Source organism: Streptomyces sp. NPDC003035 (assembly GCF_042888285.1).
Lineage (GTDB): Bacteria > Actinomycetota > Actinomycetes > Streptomycetales > Streptomycetaceae > Streptomyces.
On the sequence record NZ_JBIAPJ010000004.1, the window covers coordinates 18,268 to 33,961 of the forward strand.

At 72.2% G+C, this 15,694-nt stretch carries 12 protein-coding genes; 10 read left to right on the plus strand and 2 right to left on the minus strand.

What is annotated here, in order from left to right:
* Positions 1-150: 150 nt before the first annotated feature.
* The 6 genes from ACFYV5_RS13200 to cseC all read left to right on the plus strand — a co-directional run bounded on the left by ACFYV5_RS13200 (position 151) and on the right by cseC (position 5,366).
* On the plus strand, positions 151-813 hold the full coding sequence (locus tag ACFYV5_RS13200) for a phosphatase PAP2 family protein (protein WP_389167953.1): 663 nt from the start codon (positions 151-153) through the stop codon (positions 811-813).
* A 21-nt stretch (positions 814-834) separates the two neighbouring features.
* Complete coding sequence (locus ACFYV5_RS13205) at positions 835-1,770, plus strand: A/G-specific adenine glycosylase (protein WP_389167955.1); 936 nt, start codon at positions 835-837, stop codon at positions 1,768-1,770.
* A 239-nt stretch (positions 1,771-2,009) separates the two neighbouring features.
* The gene (locus ACFYV5_RS13210; protein WP_158988241.1) at positions 2,010-2,573 is read left to right on the plus strand and encodes a SigE family RNA polymerase sigma factor; all 564 of its coding nucleotides are present in this window, start codon (positions 2,010-2,012) and stop codon (positions 2,571-2,573) included.
* Positions 2,561-3,274 carry a hypothetical protein gene (locus ACFYV5_RS13215; RefSeq protein ID WP_355113053.1) on the plus strand — a complete coding sequence of 238 codons (714 nt, stop codon included), beginning with the start codon at positions 2,561-2,563 and terminating at the stop codon, positions 3,272-3,274. The genes ACFYV5_RS13210 and ACFYV5_RS13215 overlap by 13 nt, the downstream gene beginning before the upstream one ends.
* 58 nt (positions 3,275-3,332) lie before the next feature.
* Entirely contained in the window at positions 3,333-4,037 is a 705-nt protein-coding gene (gene cseB / locus ACFYV5_RS13220) for a two-component system response regulator CseB (protein ID WP_355113055.1), read from the plus strand.
* A 12-nt stretch (positions 4,038-4,049) separates the two neighbouring features.
* The gene (gene cseC / locus ACFYV5_RS13225; RefSeq protein ID WP_355113057.1) at positions 4,050-5,366 is read left to right on the plus strand and encodes a two-component system sensor histidine kinase CseC; all 1,317 of its coding nucleotides are present in this window, start codon (positions 4,050-4,052) and stop codon (positions 5,364-5,366) included.
* 70 nt (positions 5,367-5,436) lie between these two features.
* Here cseC and ACFYV5_RS13230 read toward each other — a convergent pair whose 3' ends face one another.
* Positions 5,437-7,026, minus strand: coding sequence for an MDR family MFS transporter (locus tag ACFYV5_RS13230; protein WP_389167961.1), 1,590 nt, complete (start codon positions 7,024-7,026; stop codon positions 5,437-5,439).
* A gap of 130 nt (positions 7,027-7,156) precedes the next feature.
* Here ACFYV5_RS13230 and ACFYV5_RS13235 point away from each other — a divergent pair, with 130 nt between their 5' ends.
* Positions 7,157-7,714, plus strand: a complete 558-nt coding sequence (locus ACFYV5_RS13235; RefSeq protein WP_355113061.1) for a helix-turn-helix domain-containing protein — start codon at positions 7,157-7,159, stop codon at positions 7,712-7,714.
* 13 nt (positions 7,715-7,727) lie between these two features.
* On the opposite strand, the gene ACFYV5_RS13240 is transcribed toward ACFYV5_RS13235, so the two are convergent.
* On the minus strand, positions 7,728-8,492 hold the full coding sequence (locus ACFYV5_RS13240; RefSeq protein WP_389167964.1) for a M23 family metallopeptidase: 765 nt from the start codon (positions 8,490-8,492) through the stop codon (positions 7,728-7,730).
* Between the two features lie 489 nt (positions 8,493-8,981).
* On the opposite strand from ACFYV5_RS13240, the gene ACFYV5_RS13245 reads away from it, so the two are divergent.
* Genes ACFYV5_RS13245 through ACFYV5_RS13255 form a run of 3 tightly spaced genes read left to right on the plus strand, consistent with a single transcriptional unit; the run spans position 8,982 to position 15,633 of the window.
* Positions 8,982-12,359: an NACHT domain-containing protein gene (locus ACFYV5_RS13245; protein WP_389167967.1), complete on the plus strand. Its 3,378-nt coding sequence runs from the start codon at positions 8,982-8,984 to the stop codon at positions 12,357-12,359.
* 38 nt (positions 12,360-12,397) lie between these two features.
* Positions 12,398-12,727 (plus strand): trypco2 family protein, encoded by a 330-nt coding sequence (locus tag ACFYV5_RS13250; protein ID WP_389167970.1) that lies wholly within the window; start codon positions 12,398-12,400, stop codon positions 12,725-12,727.
* Complete coding sequence (locus ACFYV5_RS13255; protein WP_389167973.1) at positions 12,724-15,633, plus strand: NACHT domain-containing protein; 2,910 nt, start codon at positions 12,724-12,726, stop codon at positions 15,631-15,633. Before ACFYV5_RS13250 ends, ACFYV5_RS13255 begins: the two co-directional genes overlap by 4 nt.
* Positions 15,634-15,694: the final 61 nt, after the last annotated feature.

A 15,694-nucleotide genomic window follows, 5' to 3' on the forward strand; every position in this document is an offset into this window, starting at 1 on the left:
CTTACGAGAGATCGGCGCCAACTCCCGCCCCACCCGCCGCCCCAGGCACCAAACTTTGCCGATCATCACATCCACCCCACTTTCGTAGGGGGTCGTCGTGGTCCTTCGGCACGGGTGGCGGGCCTCTGCCGCCGGTTAGCGTCGCCGACCATGGACAACCTCTCCCGGCTCTCCGACGAGCTCTATCTCGACGTCACGGACTTCGCCCACTCCACGCCGCACTGGTTCCAGAGCCTCACCGAGGTGTGGACGGAGGCCGGACTGCTGCTCTTCGGCGTGCTGTTCGTGGCCGGCTGGTGGCGGGCCAGGGCGGGGGCGAGCGGTGCGATGGCCCTCGCGCTGCTCGCCCCGCTCGCGACCGCCTTCGGCTATGTGGTGAGCGAGGCGCTCAAGAGCCTGGTGGACGAGGAGCGTCCGTGCCGGGCCGTCGTCGGCGCCCCCGCCTCGCTCGTGCCGTGCCCGCCGACCGGAGACTGGTCGTTTCCGAGTAACCACGCCGCCATCGCGGGCGCGGCGGCGGTCGCGGTCGCGCTGGCCTGGCGCGGGACGGTGTGGCTGACCGTGCCGATGGCGCTGCTCATGGCCTTCTCCCGGGTCTTCGTCGGCGTCCACTATCCGCACGACGTGACGGTCGGCCTGCTGCTCGGCGGCGCGCTCGCGTTCCTGGCCGTCAAGGCGGCGACCCGGCCGGTCGGGGCCCTGGTGGAGACGGCCCGGTCGAGCCGCAACGGCGCCGTGGTGTGGTGCGCGGGGCGCGGACCGCGCCAGCACGCCTCCGCGCGCCCCGAGGGCGTGCGCCACGGCGCGCGCTGAACGTGCCAGGATCGGAGGGCCATGACTTCCACCGATGCCTGCACCCCGATGTCCGACGCCCCTGCCCCGGCGCCCGCTCCGGCCCCCACCGAACTGCACGGGCCCGTCCTCGCCTGGTTCGACCGGCACGCCCGCGACCTGCCCTGGCGCCGCCCCGAGGCGGGGGCGTGGGGGGTGATGGTCAGCGAGTTCATGCTCCAGCAGACCCCGGTCGTACGGGTCCTGCCGGTGTACGAGCAGTGGCTCGCGCGCTGGCCCCGGCCGGCCGACCTGGCGGCGGACGCGCCCGGCGAGGCGGTGCGCGCCTGGGGCAGGCTCGGCTACCCGCGGCGCGCCCTGCGGCTGCACGCGGCGGCCGTGGCCATAACGGAACGGCACGGCGGCGACGTGCCGAGCGAGCACTCCGCGCTGCTCGCGCTGCCCGGGATCGGGGAGTACACCGCGGCGGCGGTGGCCTCGTTCGCCTACGGGCAGCGGCACCCGGTGCTCGACACCAACGTCCGCCGGGTGTTCGCCCGCGCGGCCACGGGCGTCCAGTACCCGCCGAACGCCACGACCGCCGCCGAGCGCCGGCTCGCGCGGGCGCTGCTGCCCGACGACGTCGCGACGGCGGCCCGCTGGGCGGCCGCCTCAATGGAGCTGGGCGCGCTGGTCTGCACGGCGAGGAACGAGGACTGCGGGCGCTGCCCGATCGCCCACAGCTGCGTGTGGCGGCTGTCGGGGAAGCCGGCCCACGACGGCCCGGCGCGGCGCGGCCAGACGTACGCGGGGACGGACCGGCAGGTGCGCGGCCGGCTGCTCGCCGTACTCCGGGACGCGGTGGGCGCGGTGCCCCAGTCCGCCCTGGACGCGGCCTGGGACGAGCCGGTGCAGCGGGCCCGCGCCTTGGACGGCCTGGTGGCGGACGGTCTGGTCGAGCCGCTCGAGGACGGCCTGTACCGCCTGCCGCAGTCCTGAGCCGCCTGAGGCCCGTCCACAGCCGTCCTGAGCCGCCTGGAGGCGCGTGGGGTGCTCGGCGACTCCTGAGCCGTCCTGAAGCCGATCTGACCTCCTACCCACCCCACGCCCCCGTTACACAACCGATGGGCAGCCGTGCATCCGCCGACGGCTGCCCCGGACAGCCTCGTGACAACAGCTCCGTACCTTCGTCGACGTAAGGCAAACAGGCTGGTCACGGGGATCGGAGGCGGTTGGGGATGTCGCACGGCGAGGTGCTCGACTTCGAGGAGTACGTCCGCACTCGGCAGGACGCGTTGCTGCGCAGCGCGCGCCGTCTCGTCCCGGACCCCGTCGACGCGCAGGACCTGCTGCAGACGGCGCTGGTACGGACGTACGGCCGCTGGGACGGCATAGCCGACAAGTCGCTCGCCGACGCGTATCTGCGCCGGGTCATGATCAACACCCGCACCGAGTGGTGGCGGGCCCGCAAGCTCGACGAGGTCCCCACCGAGCAGCTGCCCGACGCCTCCGTCGACGACGCCACCGAGCAGCACGCCGACCGCGCCCTGCTGATGGACATCCTCAAGGTCCTCGCGCCGAAGCAGCGCAGCGTCGTCGTCCTGCGGCACTGGGAACAGATGAGCACGGAGGAGACCGCGGCCGCGCTCGGCATGTCGACGGGTACGGTGAAGTCCACGCTCCACCGCGCACTGGCCCGACTGCGTCAGGAACTGGAGAGCCGCGGCGTCGAGGACGCCCGCGCTCTGGAGCGGTCGACGGTACGACGTGACGAACGGGGGCAGGACCGGTGCGCGGCCTAGGCGCCAGACACGACGGCGACGACGACGGGCCCGGCGGCCCGCGCCGGCGCACCCCCTCACTCCGGGCGACGAGTACCACGGCACTGGCCGGGCTCGTCGCCGTCGGGCTGTCCCTGACGGCCTGCTCCACCGGCGGTACGGGCTCCCGGGACGAGGGCGCCGCCCGCGCCGACGAGGCGGCCTCGGCCGTCCCGGCGCCGTCCGCCTCGGCCTCCTCCGGGCAGATGCCCGCCAAACGGGTCGATCCGATCGCGCTCATCAAGGCCGACCCGAAGATCGGCGAGCGCCTGAAGTCCGATCTGAAGCCGTGTGTCGCGGACGCGTACCCGGTGGACACCTCCTACGGGAACCTGACCGGCGGAACCGCGCCCGATGTCGTCGTCAACGTGATGACCTGCGGCGATGCCGTCGGTATCGGCACGTACGTGTACCGCGAGGAGAGCGGCGAGTACAAGAACGTCTTCATGGCCGAGGACGCCGCCGTCTACGCCACGATCGACCGGGGCGATCTCGTCGTGACCAAGCAGGTGTACGCGAAGGGCGACCCGGTGGCGTACCCCTCGGGCGAGGACGTGATCACGTACCGCTGGGCGGGCAGCAGGTTCAGCCAGCACGACTGGGTGCACAACGACTACAGCCGCGCGGTCGGCGACGGAGGCATCGACGGCCCCGCGCCGTCCGATCCGCCGACGGGCAACTGACCGCGACGACCCTGACCTCATCGGAATTCAGCAGAACGGAAAGACAGGAAGGCGCGCGATGGCCGAGACCCATGTGCTGTTCGTCGAGGACGACGACGTGATCCGTGAAGCCACCCAGCTCGCGCTGGAGCGGGACGGCTTCACGGTGACCGCCATGCCCGACGGACTGTCCGGGCTCGAGGCGTTCCGCGCGGACCGGCCCGACATCGCGCTGCTCGACGTGATGCTGCCGGGCATGGACGGCGTCAGCCTGTGCCGCCGCATCCGTGACGAGTCGGCCGTGCCGGTGATCATGCTGTCCGCGCGCGCCGACTCCATCGACGTCGTCCTGGGCCTGGAGGCCGGGGCCGACGACTACGTGACCAAGCCCTTCGACGGGTCCGTGCTCGTGGCGCGGATCCGGGCCGTCCTGCGCCGCTTCGGGCACGCCGGCGGCCCGGCGGCGGGTGACGGGGGCCGCGGCGACACGCCCGAGGGCGGGGTGCTGGTCTTCGGGGACCTGGAGGTCGACACCGACGGCATGGAGGTGCGCAGGAGCGGTGCGCCCGTCGGGCTGACTCCGACGGAGATGCGCCTGCTGCTGGAGTTCTCGTCCGCGCCGGGCACGGTCCTGTCCCGGGACAAGCTCCTGGAGCGGGTCTGGGACTACGGCTGGGGCGGCGACACCCGCGTGGTGGACGTCCACGTCCAGCGGCTGCGCACCAAGATCGGCCAGGACCGGATCGAGACGGTCCGCGGCTTCGGCTACAAGCTCAAGGGATAGGGCAGCGCACTCGTGAAGCCGCTGGCACTCCGTACGGGGGTCCGCTGGAAGATCGCCGTCGCCATCGCGGCCGTGGGCGCGCTCATCGCGGTCACCCTCAGCCTCGTGGTCCACAACTCGGCGCGCGTGTCGATGCTCGACAACGCGCGCGAGGTGCAGATGGAGCGGCTCCTCTTCGCGCAGCGGATGTACGAGAGCTCCAAGCCGAAGGAGCCACGCTTCGGCACCAAGATCAACGATCCGATGCTGCCGCCGCAGCTGGACCAGCTCATGCGGGACAAGCGGCGCGGTACGTACGTGCAGGAGCACGGCAGCGGCGGTCCGCCCGACGTCTGGGCGGCCGTGCCGCTGGCCAACGGCGACGTGCTGTCGCTGCACATCCCGTTCGCCGACCGCAGCACGGCGATCATGAAGGATCTGGACCGGGCGCTGGTCATCGGCTCGGTGTCGGTGGTGTTCGGCGGCTGCGCGCTCGGCGTCCTCATCGGCGGCCAGCTGTCGCGCCGGCTGCGCAAGGCCGCGGCGGCGGCCGGCCGGGTCGCGCAGGGCAACACGGACGTACGGGTACGGGACGCGATCGGCGGAGTCGTACGGGACGAGACCGACGAGCTGGCCCGCGCGGTGGACGCCCTGACCGACGCCCTGCAGGAACGGATCGAGGCCGAGCGCCGGGTCACCGCCGACATCGCGCACGAGCTGCGTACCCCGGTGACCGGCCTGCTCACGGCAGCGGAGCTGCTGCCGCCGGGGCGTCCGACCGAGCTCGTACGGGACCGGGCGCAGGCCATGCGGACGCTGGTCGAGGACGTGCTCGAGGTCGCCCGGCTCGACAGCGCCTCGGAGCGGGCCGAGCTCCAGGAGATCGCCCTCGGCGAGTTCGTGGAGCGCCGGGTGCGGGCGCTCGACCCGCGGGCGGTCGTGCACGTCGTCCACGAGTCGTGGGTGAACACCGACCCGCGCCGCCTGGAGCGCATCCTGGGCAACCTCCTCGCGAACGCGGCCAAGCACGGGAAGCCGCCGGTGGAGGTGACGGTCGAGGGCCGGGTGGTACGGGTCCGGGACCACGGGCCCGGTTTCCCCGAGGCGCTGCTCCGCGAGGGCCCGAGCCGTTTCCGTACCGGCGCGAGCGACCGCGCGGGCCAGGGCCACGGGCTGGGGCTGACGATCGCGGCGGGGCAGGCCCGGGTCCTCGGCGCCCGGCTGACCTTCCGCAACGCGGCGCCCGAGGGCACCCCGGAGGGGGCGGGCGGGGCGATCGCGGTGCTCTGGCTCCCGGACCACGCTCCGACGAACACCGGCAGCTTCCCGATGATCAAGTTCGCGGACTGAGGGCGCGTACGGAACGCGGGAAGGCCCCCGGCGGATGATCGCCGGGGGCCTTCTCACGTACGACGGACGGTCAGACGGTCTCGGCGACCTTCGGCTCACCGTCCGAGGCCCGCGGCTTCTGCGCCGGTCCGGCGCCGCGCAGCGCCACCTCCTTGACCAGGAAGGCGAGGACGAAGCCGATGACCGACACCGCCGAGGCGACCAGGAAGGCGGAGTGGATGCCGGCGGACACCGCGTACTGGTACGCCTCGCGGAGCGCGGCCGGCAGCTTCGCCAGGGAGGCCGCGTCGAGCTGGGCGGACTGCTGGGTCAGTTCCGAGCCGCCGCGCGCCGCCATCTCGTCCTGGACGCGGCTCGTGAAGAGCGCGCCCATGATCGCGACGCCGAAGGAGGAGCCGAGGGTGCGGAAGAGGGTGGTCGCGGAGGACGCGACGCCCATGTCCTTCATCTCGACGCTGTTCTGCGCGACGAGCATCGTGATCTGCATCAGGAAGCCCATGCCGGCGCCGAGCACCGCCATGTAGATCCCGGAGGTGAGGCGGGAGGTGCCGGTGTCCATCTGCGCGAGCAGGAACAGGCCGATCACCATCAGCGCCGTACCGATGATCGGGAAGATCTTGTACTTGCCGCTGTTGGTCGTGATCCGGCCGGAGACCAGCGAGACGACCATCATCGCGAGCAGCATCGGCAGGAGCAGCAGACCGGAGTTGGTGGCCGAGGCGCCCTGCACGGACTGCTGGAAGAGCGGCAGGAAGAGCACCGCGCCGAACATCACGAAGCCGGTGAGGAAGCCGATCACCGACATGAGGGTGAAGTTGCGACTGCGGAAGATGTGCAGCGGCACGACCGGGTCGGCCGCTCGGGTCTCGACCCGGAGGAAGGCGGCGAGCGCGGCGACACCGGTGACCGAGAGGCCGACGATGGTCGCGGAGCCCCAGGCGTACTCCGTACCGCCCCAGGTGGTGACCAGGACGATCGCGGTGATGCCGACGGTCAGCAGCGCGGCGCCGAGGAAGTCGATCCGGGTGGAGCGGTCGCGCTCCTTCTTCGGCAGGTGGAGCACGGCGGTGACCATCGCGAGGGCGACGGCGCCGAGCGGCAGGTTGATGTAGAAGGACCAGCGCCAGCCCCAGTGGTCGGTGATGGTGCCGCCGACCAGCGGTCCGCCGATCATGGCGAGAGCCATCACGCCGGCCATCATGCCCTGGTACTTGCCGCGCTCACGGGGCGGGATCAGGTCGCCGATGATCGCCATGACGCCGACCATCAGACCGCCGGCGCCGAGGCCCTGGACGGCACGGAAGCCGATGAGCTGGCCCATGTCCTGGGCCATGCCGCTGAGCACCGAGCCGATCAGGAAGATCACGATCGAGGTGAGGAAGACGCCCTTGCGGCCGAACATGTCGCCGAGCTTGCCCCAGATGGGGGTGGAGGCGGCGGTGGCCAGGGTGTACGCGGTGACGACCCAGGAGAGGTGCTCCAGGCCGCCGAGCTCACCGACGATCGTCGGCATGGCGGTGCCGATGATCATGTTGTCGAGCATCGCGAGCAGCATCGCGATCATCAGGGCGAGAAGGACGACGCGCACACTGCGCGGCTTCTCCGCCCTCTCGGCCGGCTTCGTCCCCTCGGACGTTTTTATTGGTTCGGTCGTCGCCACGCTTCCGCTCCCCACAGCTCCCCACAACCCCTTCGCGCACTTACTTGCCGCCCGGCTAGTTACTACACTGGGGACGGTAGACCTGTAACTAGCCGGTCGTCAAGTAAGTAAGAGTGTGTGGGAGCGGACCATGGCCAGAGGCAACACCCGGCAGCGCATCCAGGACGTGGCCCTCGAACTCTTCGCCGAACAGGGCTACGAGAAGACCTCGTTGCGCGAGATCGCCGAGCACCTCGATGTCACCAAGGCCGCGCTGTACTACCACTTCAAGACCAAGGAAGACATCATCATCGGCATCTTCCAGGACCTCACCCGGCCCGTGGACGAGCTGATCGCATGGGCGCGGGAGCAGCCGCGCACGCTGGAAGTCAGGGAGGAGATCCTGCGCCGCTACCAGGAGTCCCTGATCGGCGCGGCCCCGCTGTTCCGCTTCATGCAGGAGAACCAGGCGGCCGTCCGCGAGCTGAGCATCGGCCTGACCTTCAAGGAGCGGATGCTCGAACTGAGCAATCTGATCCAGGAGCCGGAGTTCGCCGTGATCGACCGGGTGCGCTGCGTGAGCGCGATCTTCACCCTGCACGCGGGGATGTTCTTCATGGACAACGTCGAGGGCGACGCCGAGGAGAAGCGGGAAGCCGTCCTCGATGTCGCCCTCGATCTGCTCACCCAGGCGCACGGCGCGCGGTGAGGTGTTCCTCGGGTCAGATGGTGACGCCGACGGAGCGCAGGAACGCGGCCGGGTTCAGCGAGGAGCCGTAGTTCGGGGTCGTACGGATCTCGAAGTGCAGGTGCGGGCCGGAGGAGTTTCCGGTGTTGCCCGACGCGGCGATCTTCTGGCCGGCGGCGACCTTCTGGCCGAGGTGCACGTTGATCTTCGACAGGTGCGCGTACTGCGAGTACTTGCCGTTGGCGTGCTTGACGACGATGGCGTTGCCGTACGCCGGGCCGTCACCGCCGCCGTTCGGGCCGGCCTTCACGACGGTACCGGCACCGGCGGCCTTGACCGGGGTGCCGACCGGGACGGCGAAGTCCTGGCCGGAGTGCTTGCTGGCCCACATGGCGCCGCCCTGGTTGTAGCTGGCGGTCAGGGTGTAGCCGCCGACCGGCTTGACCCAGGCGGGGTTCTTCTTGGCGGCGACCGGGGCGGCCTTCGCGGCCTTGGCGGCAGCCGCCTTCTTGGCGGCGGCCTGCTTGGCGGCCGCGGCCTTGGCGGCGGCCTGCTTCGCGGCGGCAGCCTTGGTGGCGGCGGCCTGCTTCGCGGCGGCGGCCTTGGTGGCGGCGAGCGCCTGGGCATCGGCCTGCGCGGCGACGGCAGCGGACGCACCGGTCGCGGCAGTCGCGATGGTTGCCTTGCCCTCGGCGGCGAAGGCGGACCCTGCTCCGGCCACCAGCGACGCTCCCAGGCCGGCGGTGGCGAGAGCGACGGCGGTGATACGGGCGGCGGGGTTCATGACGCGCTTCGACATACGGGGGAAAACCTCCGGACAGAACGGGACCCGACGCGAGCGGCGCGCCGGGCTGGTGTTGCTGTTCCTTGGTAACCCGGACCCCCATCCGGGGTAAAACACCCCATCTACGACATCACGTCGTAGCGATCCCCCAGGATGTTCAGGTCTTGACGACCCGGGAGGCACCTCTTCGGAATCGGACAAAGCGGCATAAGAGAAGCGGTTTATCCGCACGTCGGACCTGCCCGGATACGACGGACAGGGCGCCTCTCGTACGGTTCCGGGCGCCTCGGGACCAAAGTCCCGGGACCCTGACCCTGAACGTCCCGAATCGACACCAAACGACAGCACTATTCCGGTTAGTACCGCCCGAAACCCCTGTGCGCCTTGTCACGGCGGGCCGCCCCTGAATGCGACCTGGGTCACGCAACCGGCCCTCCCGAAAGACCGTCCCCGACTACGGTTTGCAGGACACGATCTTGTTCAGGGGACGTTCGGGGGACGTACGTGGAACCAGCGCTCATCGGCACCCGCCTCGCGTCGGCGGCGATCGGCCCGCTCCTGCGGAAGCTCCTGGTCCAGGACGGCCCCGGCGCCGGTCTCACGGGCTCCCGCAAGCCCGTACGGCTCTCCCGGCTCGTCTCCTTCCGCGGCGAGCAGCGCACCCTGACGGACAAGGACGTCCGCAGACTCTCCGCCACCCTGGTCGAGCGCGCCCGCACCGGCCCGGGCGAGGCCCCGTTCCCCGCCGATGAGACCGAGGCGCTCACCGACACCCTGGCCGCCACGCTCTCCGCCCTCGGCGACCTCGACATGGACGACGTCCAGGCGGTCCGCCTCGGGCACCGCGAACTCGCCCGCCATCTGCGCGCGGCCGCCCCGGCGCCCGACGGCCTGTCGACGGACTCCGTCCTCTTCCTCGACTCCCTCGTCGAGTGGGCCTGCCTGCACATCCTGGACTTCTTCACCCAGCGCTCGACGTTCGTGGCCCGCACGCTGGTCGAGCAGACCCGCGGCCAGGCGGAGCTCATCGCCAAGGTCGACGAGCTGATCCGCCGCGCGCCACGGCCGGACGGGCGGGACGCGGAGTTCGAGCGCCGCTACCGGGCGTACGTGACGAGGAAGCACGGCAGCCTCACGATCTACGGGGTGGACCTGCGGGACGCGCCGGAGAAGTGGCCGCTGGACGTGGCGTACCTGTCGCTGGAGGCGACGGGGGCGGACGCGGACGCGTGGTTCGCGGCGGGGAGCGGGGTGGGGACCTGGCTCGCGCAGCCGGGCGAGGAGGCGGACGGGCTCCACGGCCGCTTCCGCGAGGCGGCCCGTGCCGCCTCGGCCTCCTTCAGGGACGCCGTCGGCGCCGCGTCCGGCGCGGGCGTCGGGGCCGGCCGCGGCTCAGTCCCCGGCTCAAGCCTCGACTCCGGCTCCGAGCCCGGCCCAGACTCCCGCCCCGGCTCCGGCTCCGACTCCGGCTTCGAGCCCAGCTCCAGCCTCGGCCGCCAGCCCGGCCCCGGCTCCGGCTCCGGCTCCGGCTCCGAGCTCAGCTTCGAGCCCGGCTCCGGCTCGGGCGTCGGCTCCGAGCCCGGCTCGGGTTCCGGCTCCCTGGGCACGCCGCCGGAGCCGACGCCCGAGCCGACGGTGGTCGTGACGGCCGAGCAGTACCGCGTCATCCGTGCCGCCACCGACCGCTTGCTGCGCGCCGTCGCAGGCGGTCGCGCCGACCAGGTGCTCGCCCGGCACGACAAGGTGCTGCTGCGCGGTCTGGCGGGCTCCGGCAAGACGACCCTCGTCCAGTGGCTGGCCGTCTCGGCCGCCCGCGAGGACCTCGCGGACGACATGGCGTACCTCCGTGACCGGATCCCCTTCGTCCTCCCCCTCCGCACCCTCACCCGCCACGGCGAGCGGCTCCCCGCCCCCGACCGCTTCCTCTCCGCCGTCGGCTGTCCCCTCTCCCCGCCGGAGGGCTGGGCCGACCGGGTCCTGGCCGCCGGGCGCGGGCTGATCCTCGTCGACGGCATCGACGAGATCCCCGAGGCGGAGCGCGACCGCGCCCGCCGCTGGCTCCGCGACCTCCTCGACTCCTACGACGACAACCGCTGGCTCGTGACCTCCCGCCCCACCGCCGTACGCGACGACTGGCTGACCTCCGACGGCTTCGCCGAGCTCACCCTCTCCCCCATGTCCTCCGCCGACGTCACCACCTTCGTCCGCCGCTGGCACCGGGCGGCCGGGCCGGAGGCAGCCCCGTACGAGCAACCGCTCCTCGACGCCCTGCGCAGGACCACGGATGTCGCCCAGCTCGCGACCAACCCCCTGATGTGCGGCCTGATCTGCGCCCTGCACCGCGGCAGGCGCGGCTTTCTGCCGCGCGGCCGCAAGGCGCTGTACGAGGCGGCCCTGTCGATGCTCCTCTCGCGCCGGGACCGCGAGCGGGACATGGGAACGCCGTACGGGATCGAGCTCGGCGAGGCCGCCCAGATCCAGCTCGTCCAGCGCCTCGCGTACTGGCTGACGCTCAACGGCCGCACGCAGATGGACCGTTCGCACGCGGAGTCCGTCGTGCGGTCCGCCGCACCGGCGATCACCGAGGCGGCCGCGTACGATCCCGGGGCGGTCTTCACCCACCTGCTCCACCGCAGCGGTCTGCTGCGTGAACCGACCGCCGACACGGTCGACTTCGTCCACCGCACCTTCCAGGACTACCTGGCGGCGAAGGCCCTGGTGGACCAGTGGGACATCGGCGTCCTCGTCCGGCATGCGGCCGACGACCAGTGGGAGGACGTCATCCGCATGGCCGTCGGCCACGCCCGACCCCGCGAATGCGCGGAGATCTTCGACGAGTTGCTGCGCGCCGTCGACGCGGCGGCGGACCGCCGTACCCGGCTGCGGATCCTGGTGCTGGCGGCGACGGCGCTGGACCATGCGACGGAGGTGGCACCGGAGATCCGGGAGCGGATCCTGGCGCGGACGGCGGCGGTGATCCCGCCGTCCGGGCCGGAGGAGGCACGGGAGCTGGCGTCGGTGGGGCGGGCGGTCCTGGACCTGCTGCCGGGTCCGGAGGGTCTGGACGACGAAACCGCGCTGGCTGTGGTGATCACGGCGACCCACATCACGGACGACGCCACGCTGCCGTATCTCGCGCGGTTCGTGGACCATCCGAACCTGGACGTCCGCTCCCAGTTGATGTGGGGGTGGTCCCGGTTCGCGACGACCCCCTACGCGGAGGAGATCATCGCCCGACTCGACACGGAGTCCCTCGACTTCACGGTCGTCTCCGACGAACAGGCCGCCGAGCTCGTGCGCCTCGGGCTGCGCCCCGAGCGCCTCGACCTGCGCCCGGGCGTCACCATCGGCGGCGTGGACCAGCTGCGCCAAAGTATCGGCAGGGCACGAACGCTGCGGCTCCCGGGATCTCTCGCCCGGGCCCTGGAGGCCCTTCCCACCGAGAACGAGCTACAGATCCTCTCGCTGGTCGACCGCCCCGAGGGAGGGCTCGCCTTTCTCCGCCGCCTGACCCACCTCGGTGGGCTCGAGCTCGCCGGCGTCTCGTCGATGGCCGAGGCGGACTGGCGCGCGGTGGCCGACCTGGAGGGGCTCTCGTTCCTCTCGCTGCCCGCGGAGGTCCTGGAAGATGTCCCGGCCTCGGTGCGGCTGCCCCGGGCGGAGACGCTGTACGTGGACTGCGAGGGCGCCACAGCGCCTCTGGACGTCGTCGTCCGGACCTTCCCTGCCCTGCGCCGACTGCATATCGCGGGCGGCCCAGAAGGACACGTCCACGACCTCACGCCGCTGGCTCCTCTGCCCCAACTCTCCTTCGTCCTCGGCTTCGGCGGCCGGTTCACCGGTGCCGAGAACCTCGCCCCCACCGTCCAAGTCCACACATGAGCTGACCGCGGCCACCCTCCCCCGGTACGTTCCCGATCATGACCGACATCGAGCTCGCCGACGCCATCGAATCCGTACGCGATCAACTCGTCGAGGCCGCCACCCGCGCCACCGGCAAAGCCGTCGCCTTCGAAGTGGGCGACATCGAGATGGAGTTCACCATCGAACTCCGCAAGGAGGTGAAGGGCGGCACGAAGGTCAAGGCCTGGGTCGTCGAGGCCGGCGCCGACGCCTCCCGTACCCGGGGCGAGACCCACCGCGTCTCCTTCACCCTCAAGCCGCGCAACCCCACCACGAACGGGCCCTGGTTCGTCGGCAACGAGGACGCCGGCGACACCTCCGACTTCGGCGACGGGCAGACGCGTTGACGACCCACGCCCCGAGCCCCTCCGTACGGCTCCCCGTCGTCGTCCACTCCGAGCAGCACGGGCTGCAGGGCAGCGGTGTGCTGCTCACCGCGGACACCGTCCTCACCTGCGCCCATGTGCTGCGGACCGCCTACACGGCCTGGGTGTCCGTGCCCGGCCGCGGCGAGCGGACCCTCTGCCAGGTGATCTGGTCGGACCAACGGCTCGACGCCGCCCTGCTGCAGGCCCCGGAGAGCCTGGTCCGCCCTCGCGGCAACCAGTACCGGGCGAAGATCAGCCTGCTCGCCACCGACCAGCCGCTGCCCGGCTGCGAGATCCTCGGCTACCCCCGCGTCCAGCGGTACGAGGAGGGCCGCAAGCTGGAGAGCGACCAGTACAGGGGCACGCTGCTCCCGCTCGCCGGCCTCGTCCGCCGCACGATGGTCGTCGAGCTGGACGCGCCCCCGGCCGCCGAACCGCCCGACGGGAGCTCGCCCCTCGCCGGGCTGTCCGGAGGGCCCGTCGTCGCCGGCGACGGGCTGCTCGGCATCGTCCGGGAGATCCCGCGCGGGCGCGGCCACCGGCGGGTGGAGTGCGTGCCCATGAGCGCCATCGCCGCGAACGGCGAGTTCCTCGTCGCCTTCACCCAGGCCACCGGCCGTGGCTTTCCCTCGCTCACCGCCCTCACCCGGCACAGTTCGACCGACTCGGCGTACGAGCAGGAGTACGGGGACGCCGTCGGAGCCGCCTACCGCCGGACCCGGATCTTCGGCCTCGACGAACTCGGCCGGCGCGGCGCGTCCTGGGACCTGGACACCGCCTATCTCACCCTGGAGGCCACCTCCCGGGACGCCGAGGCCGCCGCCCCCGGCCCCCGGCGCATCGACGAACTGCTCGCCTCCCGCCCCCGCGTCCTCCTCCGCGGCGACGCCGGCGCCGGAAAGACCACCCTGGTCTGGTGGCTGGCCGCCCACGCCGCGGCCGGCACCCTCGGGCCGCGGCTCGCCGAGCTGAACGGCCTCGTGCCGTTCGTCGTCCCGCTCCGCACGCTCCGTGCCCGCGGCTCCGGTTTCCCCTCCCCCGCCGACCTCCCCGGCGTCGCGGGCCTGATGGTCGACCCGGCGCCCGACGGCTGGGCGGGCCGGGTCCTGTCCGGAGGCCGGGCGCTGCTCCTCGTCGACGGTCTCGACGAGGTGCCCCAGAAGGACCGGGAGGCCGCCCACGCCTGGCTCTCGGGGCTCCTCGCCCGTTTCCCCCGTACGCGCTGTGTGGCGACCGTACGGCCCCTGGCCGTGGAGCCGGAGTGGCTGGCCGGCGAGGGCTTCGAGGAGCTGACCCTGCTCCCCATGCGGGACCAGGACATCCAGTCCTTCGTCACCGCCTGGCACGACGCGGCGAGGCTCGACGGCGACCCCGCGCACCTGAGCGCGCTGGAACAGGACCTCGCCCAGCAGTTCCGCCACAACCCGGCCCTGTCCGACCTCGCCCGTACCCCGCTGCTGTGCGCGGTGATCTGCGCGCTCCACCGGTTACGGGAGGGGTTCCTGCCCGAGACGCGCTGGGCGCTGTACGAGTCGGCCCTCCAGCTGCTCCTCGGCACCCGCGACGACCGGCGCCGGATCGACGCCCCCGACGGCATCCGGATGTCGGTGGAGGAGCACCAGCAGCTGCTCCAGCGGCTGGCGGCCTGGCTGGTCCGGGGCGGTCAGACGGAGTTCACCCGGGAGCAGGCGCTGCACCGGCTGAACCGCGCGCTGCCGGGGATGCCGCGGGTCCAGGCCCAGGGGACGCCCGAGGAGATCCTCACCCACCTCCTCAATCGCAGCGGCCTGCTCCAGGAGCGGACGGACGACGTCTTCCAGTTCGCGCACCGCACGTTCCAGGACTTCCTGGCGGCGAAGGAGTTCGTCGAGGACGACCTCGTACCGGAGCTGCTGCGCCACGCGCGGGAGCAGCAGTGGCACGACGTGCTGCTGCTCGCGGCCGGCCACTGCTCACGGCGGGAACTCCCCGTCCTGGTGGAGGGCCTGCTCGCGGCGGGCTCGGGGTGCCGGGACCGGGACCTGAAGACGACCCTGTACGTCCTGGCGGCCCTGTGCGCCCAGCACGCGGCCTGGCTGGCGGAGGCCCTGCACCGGCGGGTCACCCAGGCGGTGAAGTCCGTGCTGCCTCCTCGCAGCACCGCCCAGCTGACCCAGCTGGCCCGACTGGGCGCCACCGTGCTGCCCCATCTGCCCGGCCCGGATCCGAAGGGCCTCCGGAACATGACGCTCCCCCTGATCTGCGAGATCGGCGGCGCCGCGGCCATCCCCTACGCCCGCGTCTACGCGCGGGAGGATCACGCCGTCCCCCTGACCCTGAACTGGTCGCGATTCCCCGCGGAGGAGTACGCACGGGAGATCCTGGCCCGCATCCCGCTCGACGGCATGGCGCTCTTCGTCAGGAACCGGGAACAGCTGGCTCAGCTGCCCCTGCTGCGCCACGCTCCGGATCTGATCCTGCAGGGCGAATTCACCCCGGCCGAAATGGCGGCCCGGCTCGACGGTCATCCGCTGCGCGGGGTCACGATCGCCGACAATCCGCACCTGGCGGATCTCTCCCTGCTCACGCCGTTCTCGGCCGGGCTCGATTCCCTGGCGTTGCAGCGGTGCGCGGGGCTGACGGATCTCACGGCCCTGGGCGGGCTGAGCCAGGTGCACACCCTGCTGATCGACGCGGTGGCGCTGAGCCCCGCCGACCTGAAGGTGATCGCCGGGCTTCCCCGGCTGCGGCGGCTGACGCTGCGCGATCCCGTCCCCGAGGGGGCCCGCCTGGACCTGGCCCCCCTGTACTCCGTCGCCGACCTCGACGTGAAGGTCGAAGGACTCCCCAAGCGGAACGTCCTCGGCCGCGCCGCCTTCGGCGACCGCCTCAGGCTGGAGCCGTGACGGAAAAGGGGCGGCCCCGGACTCTTCCGAGTCCGGGGCCGCCCCTGTCACGCGATCGGGC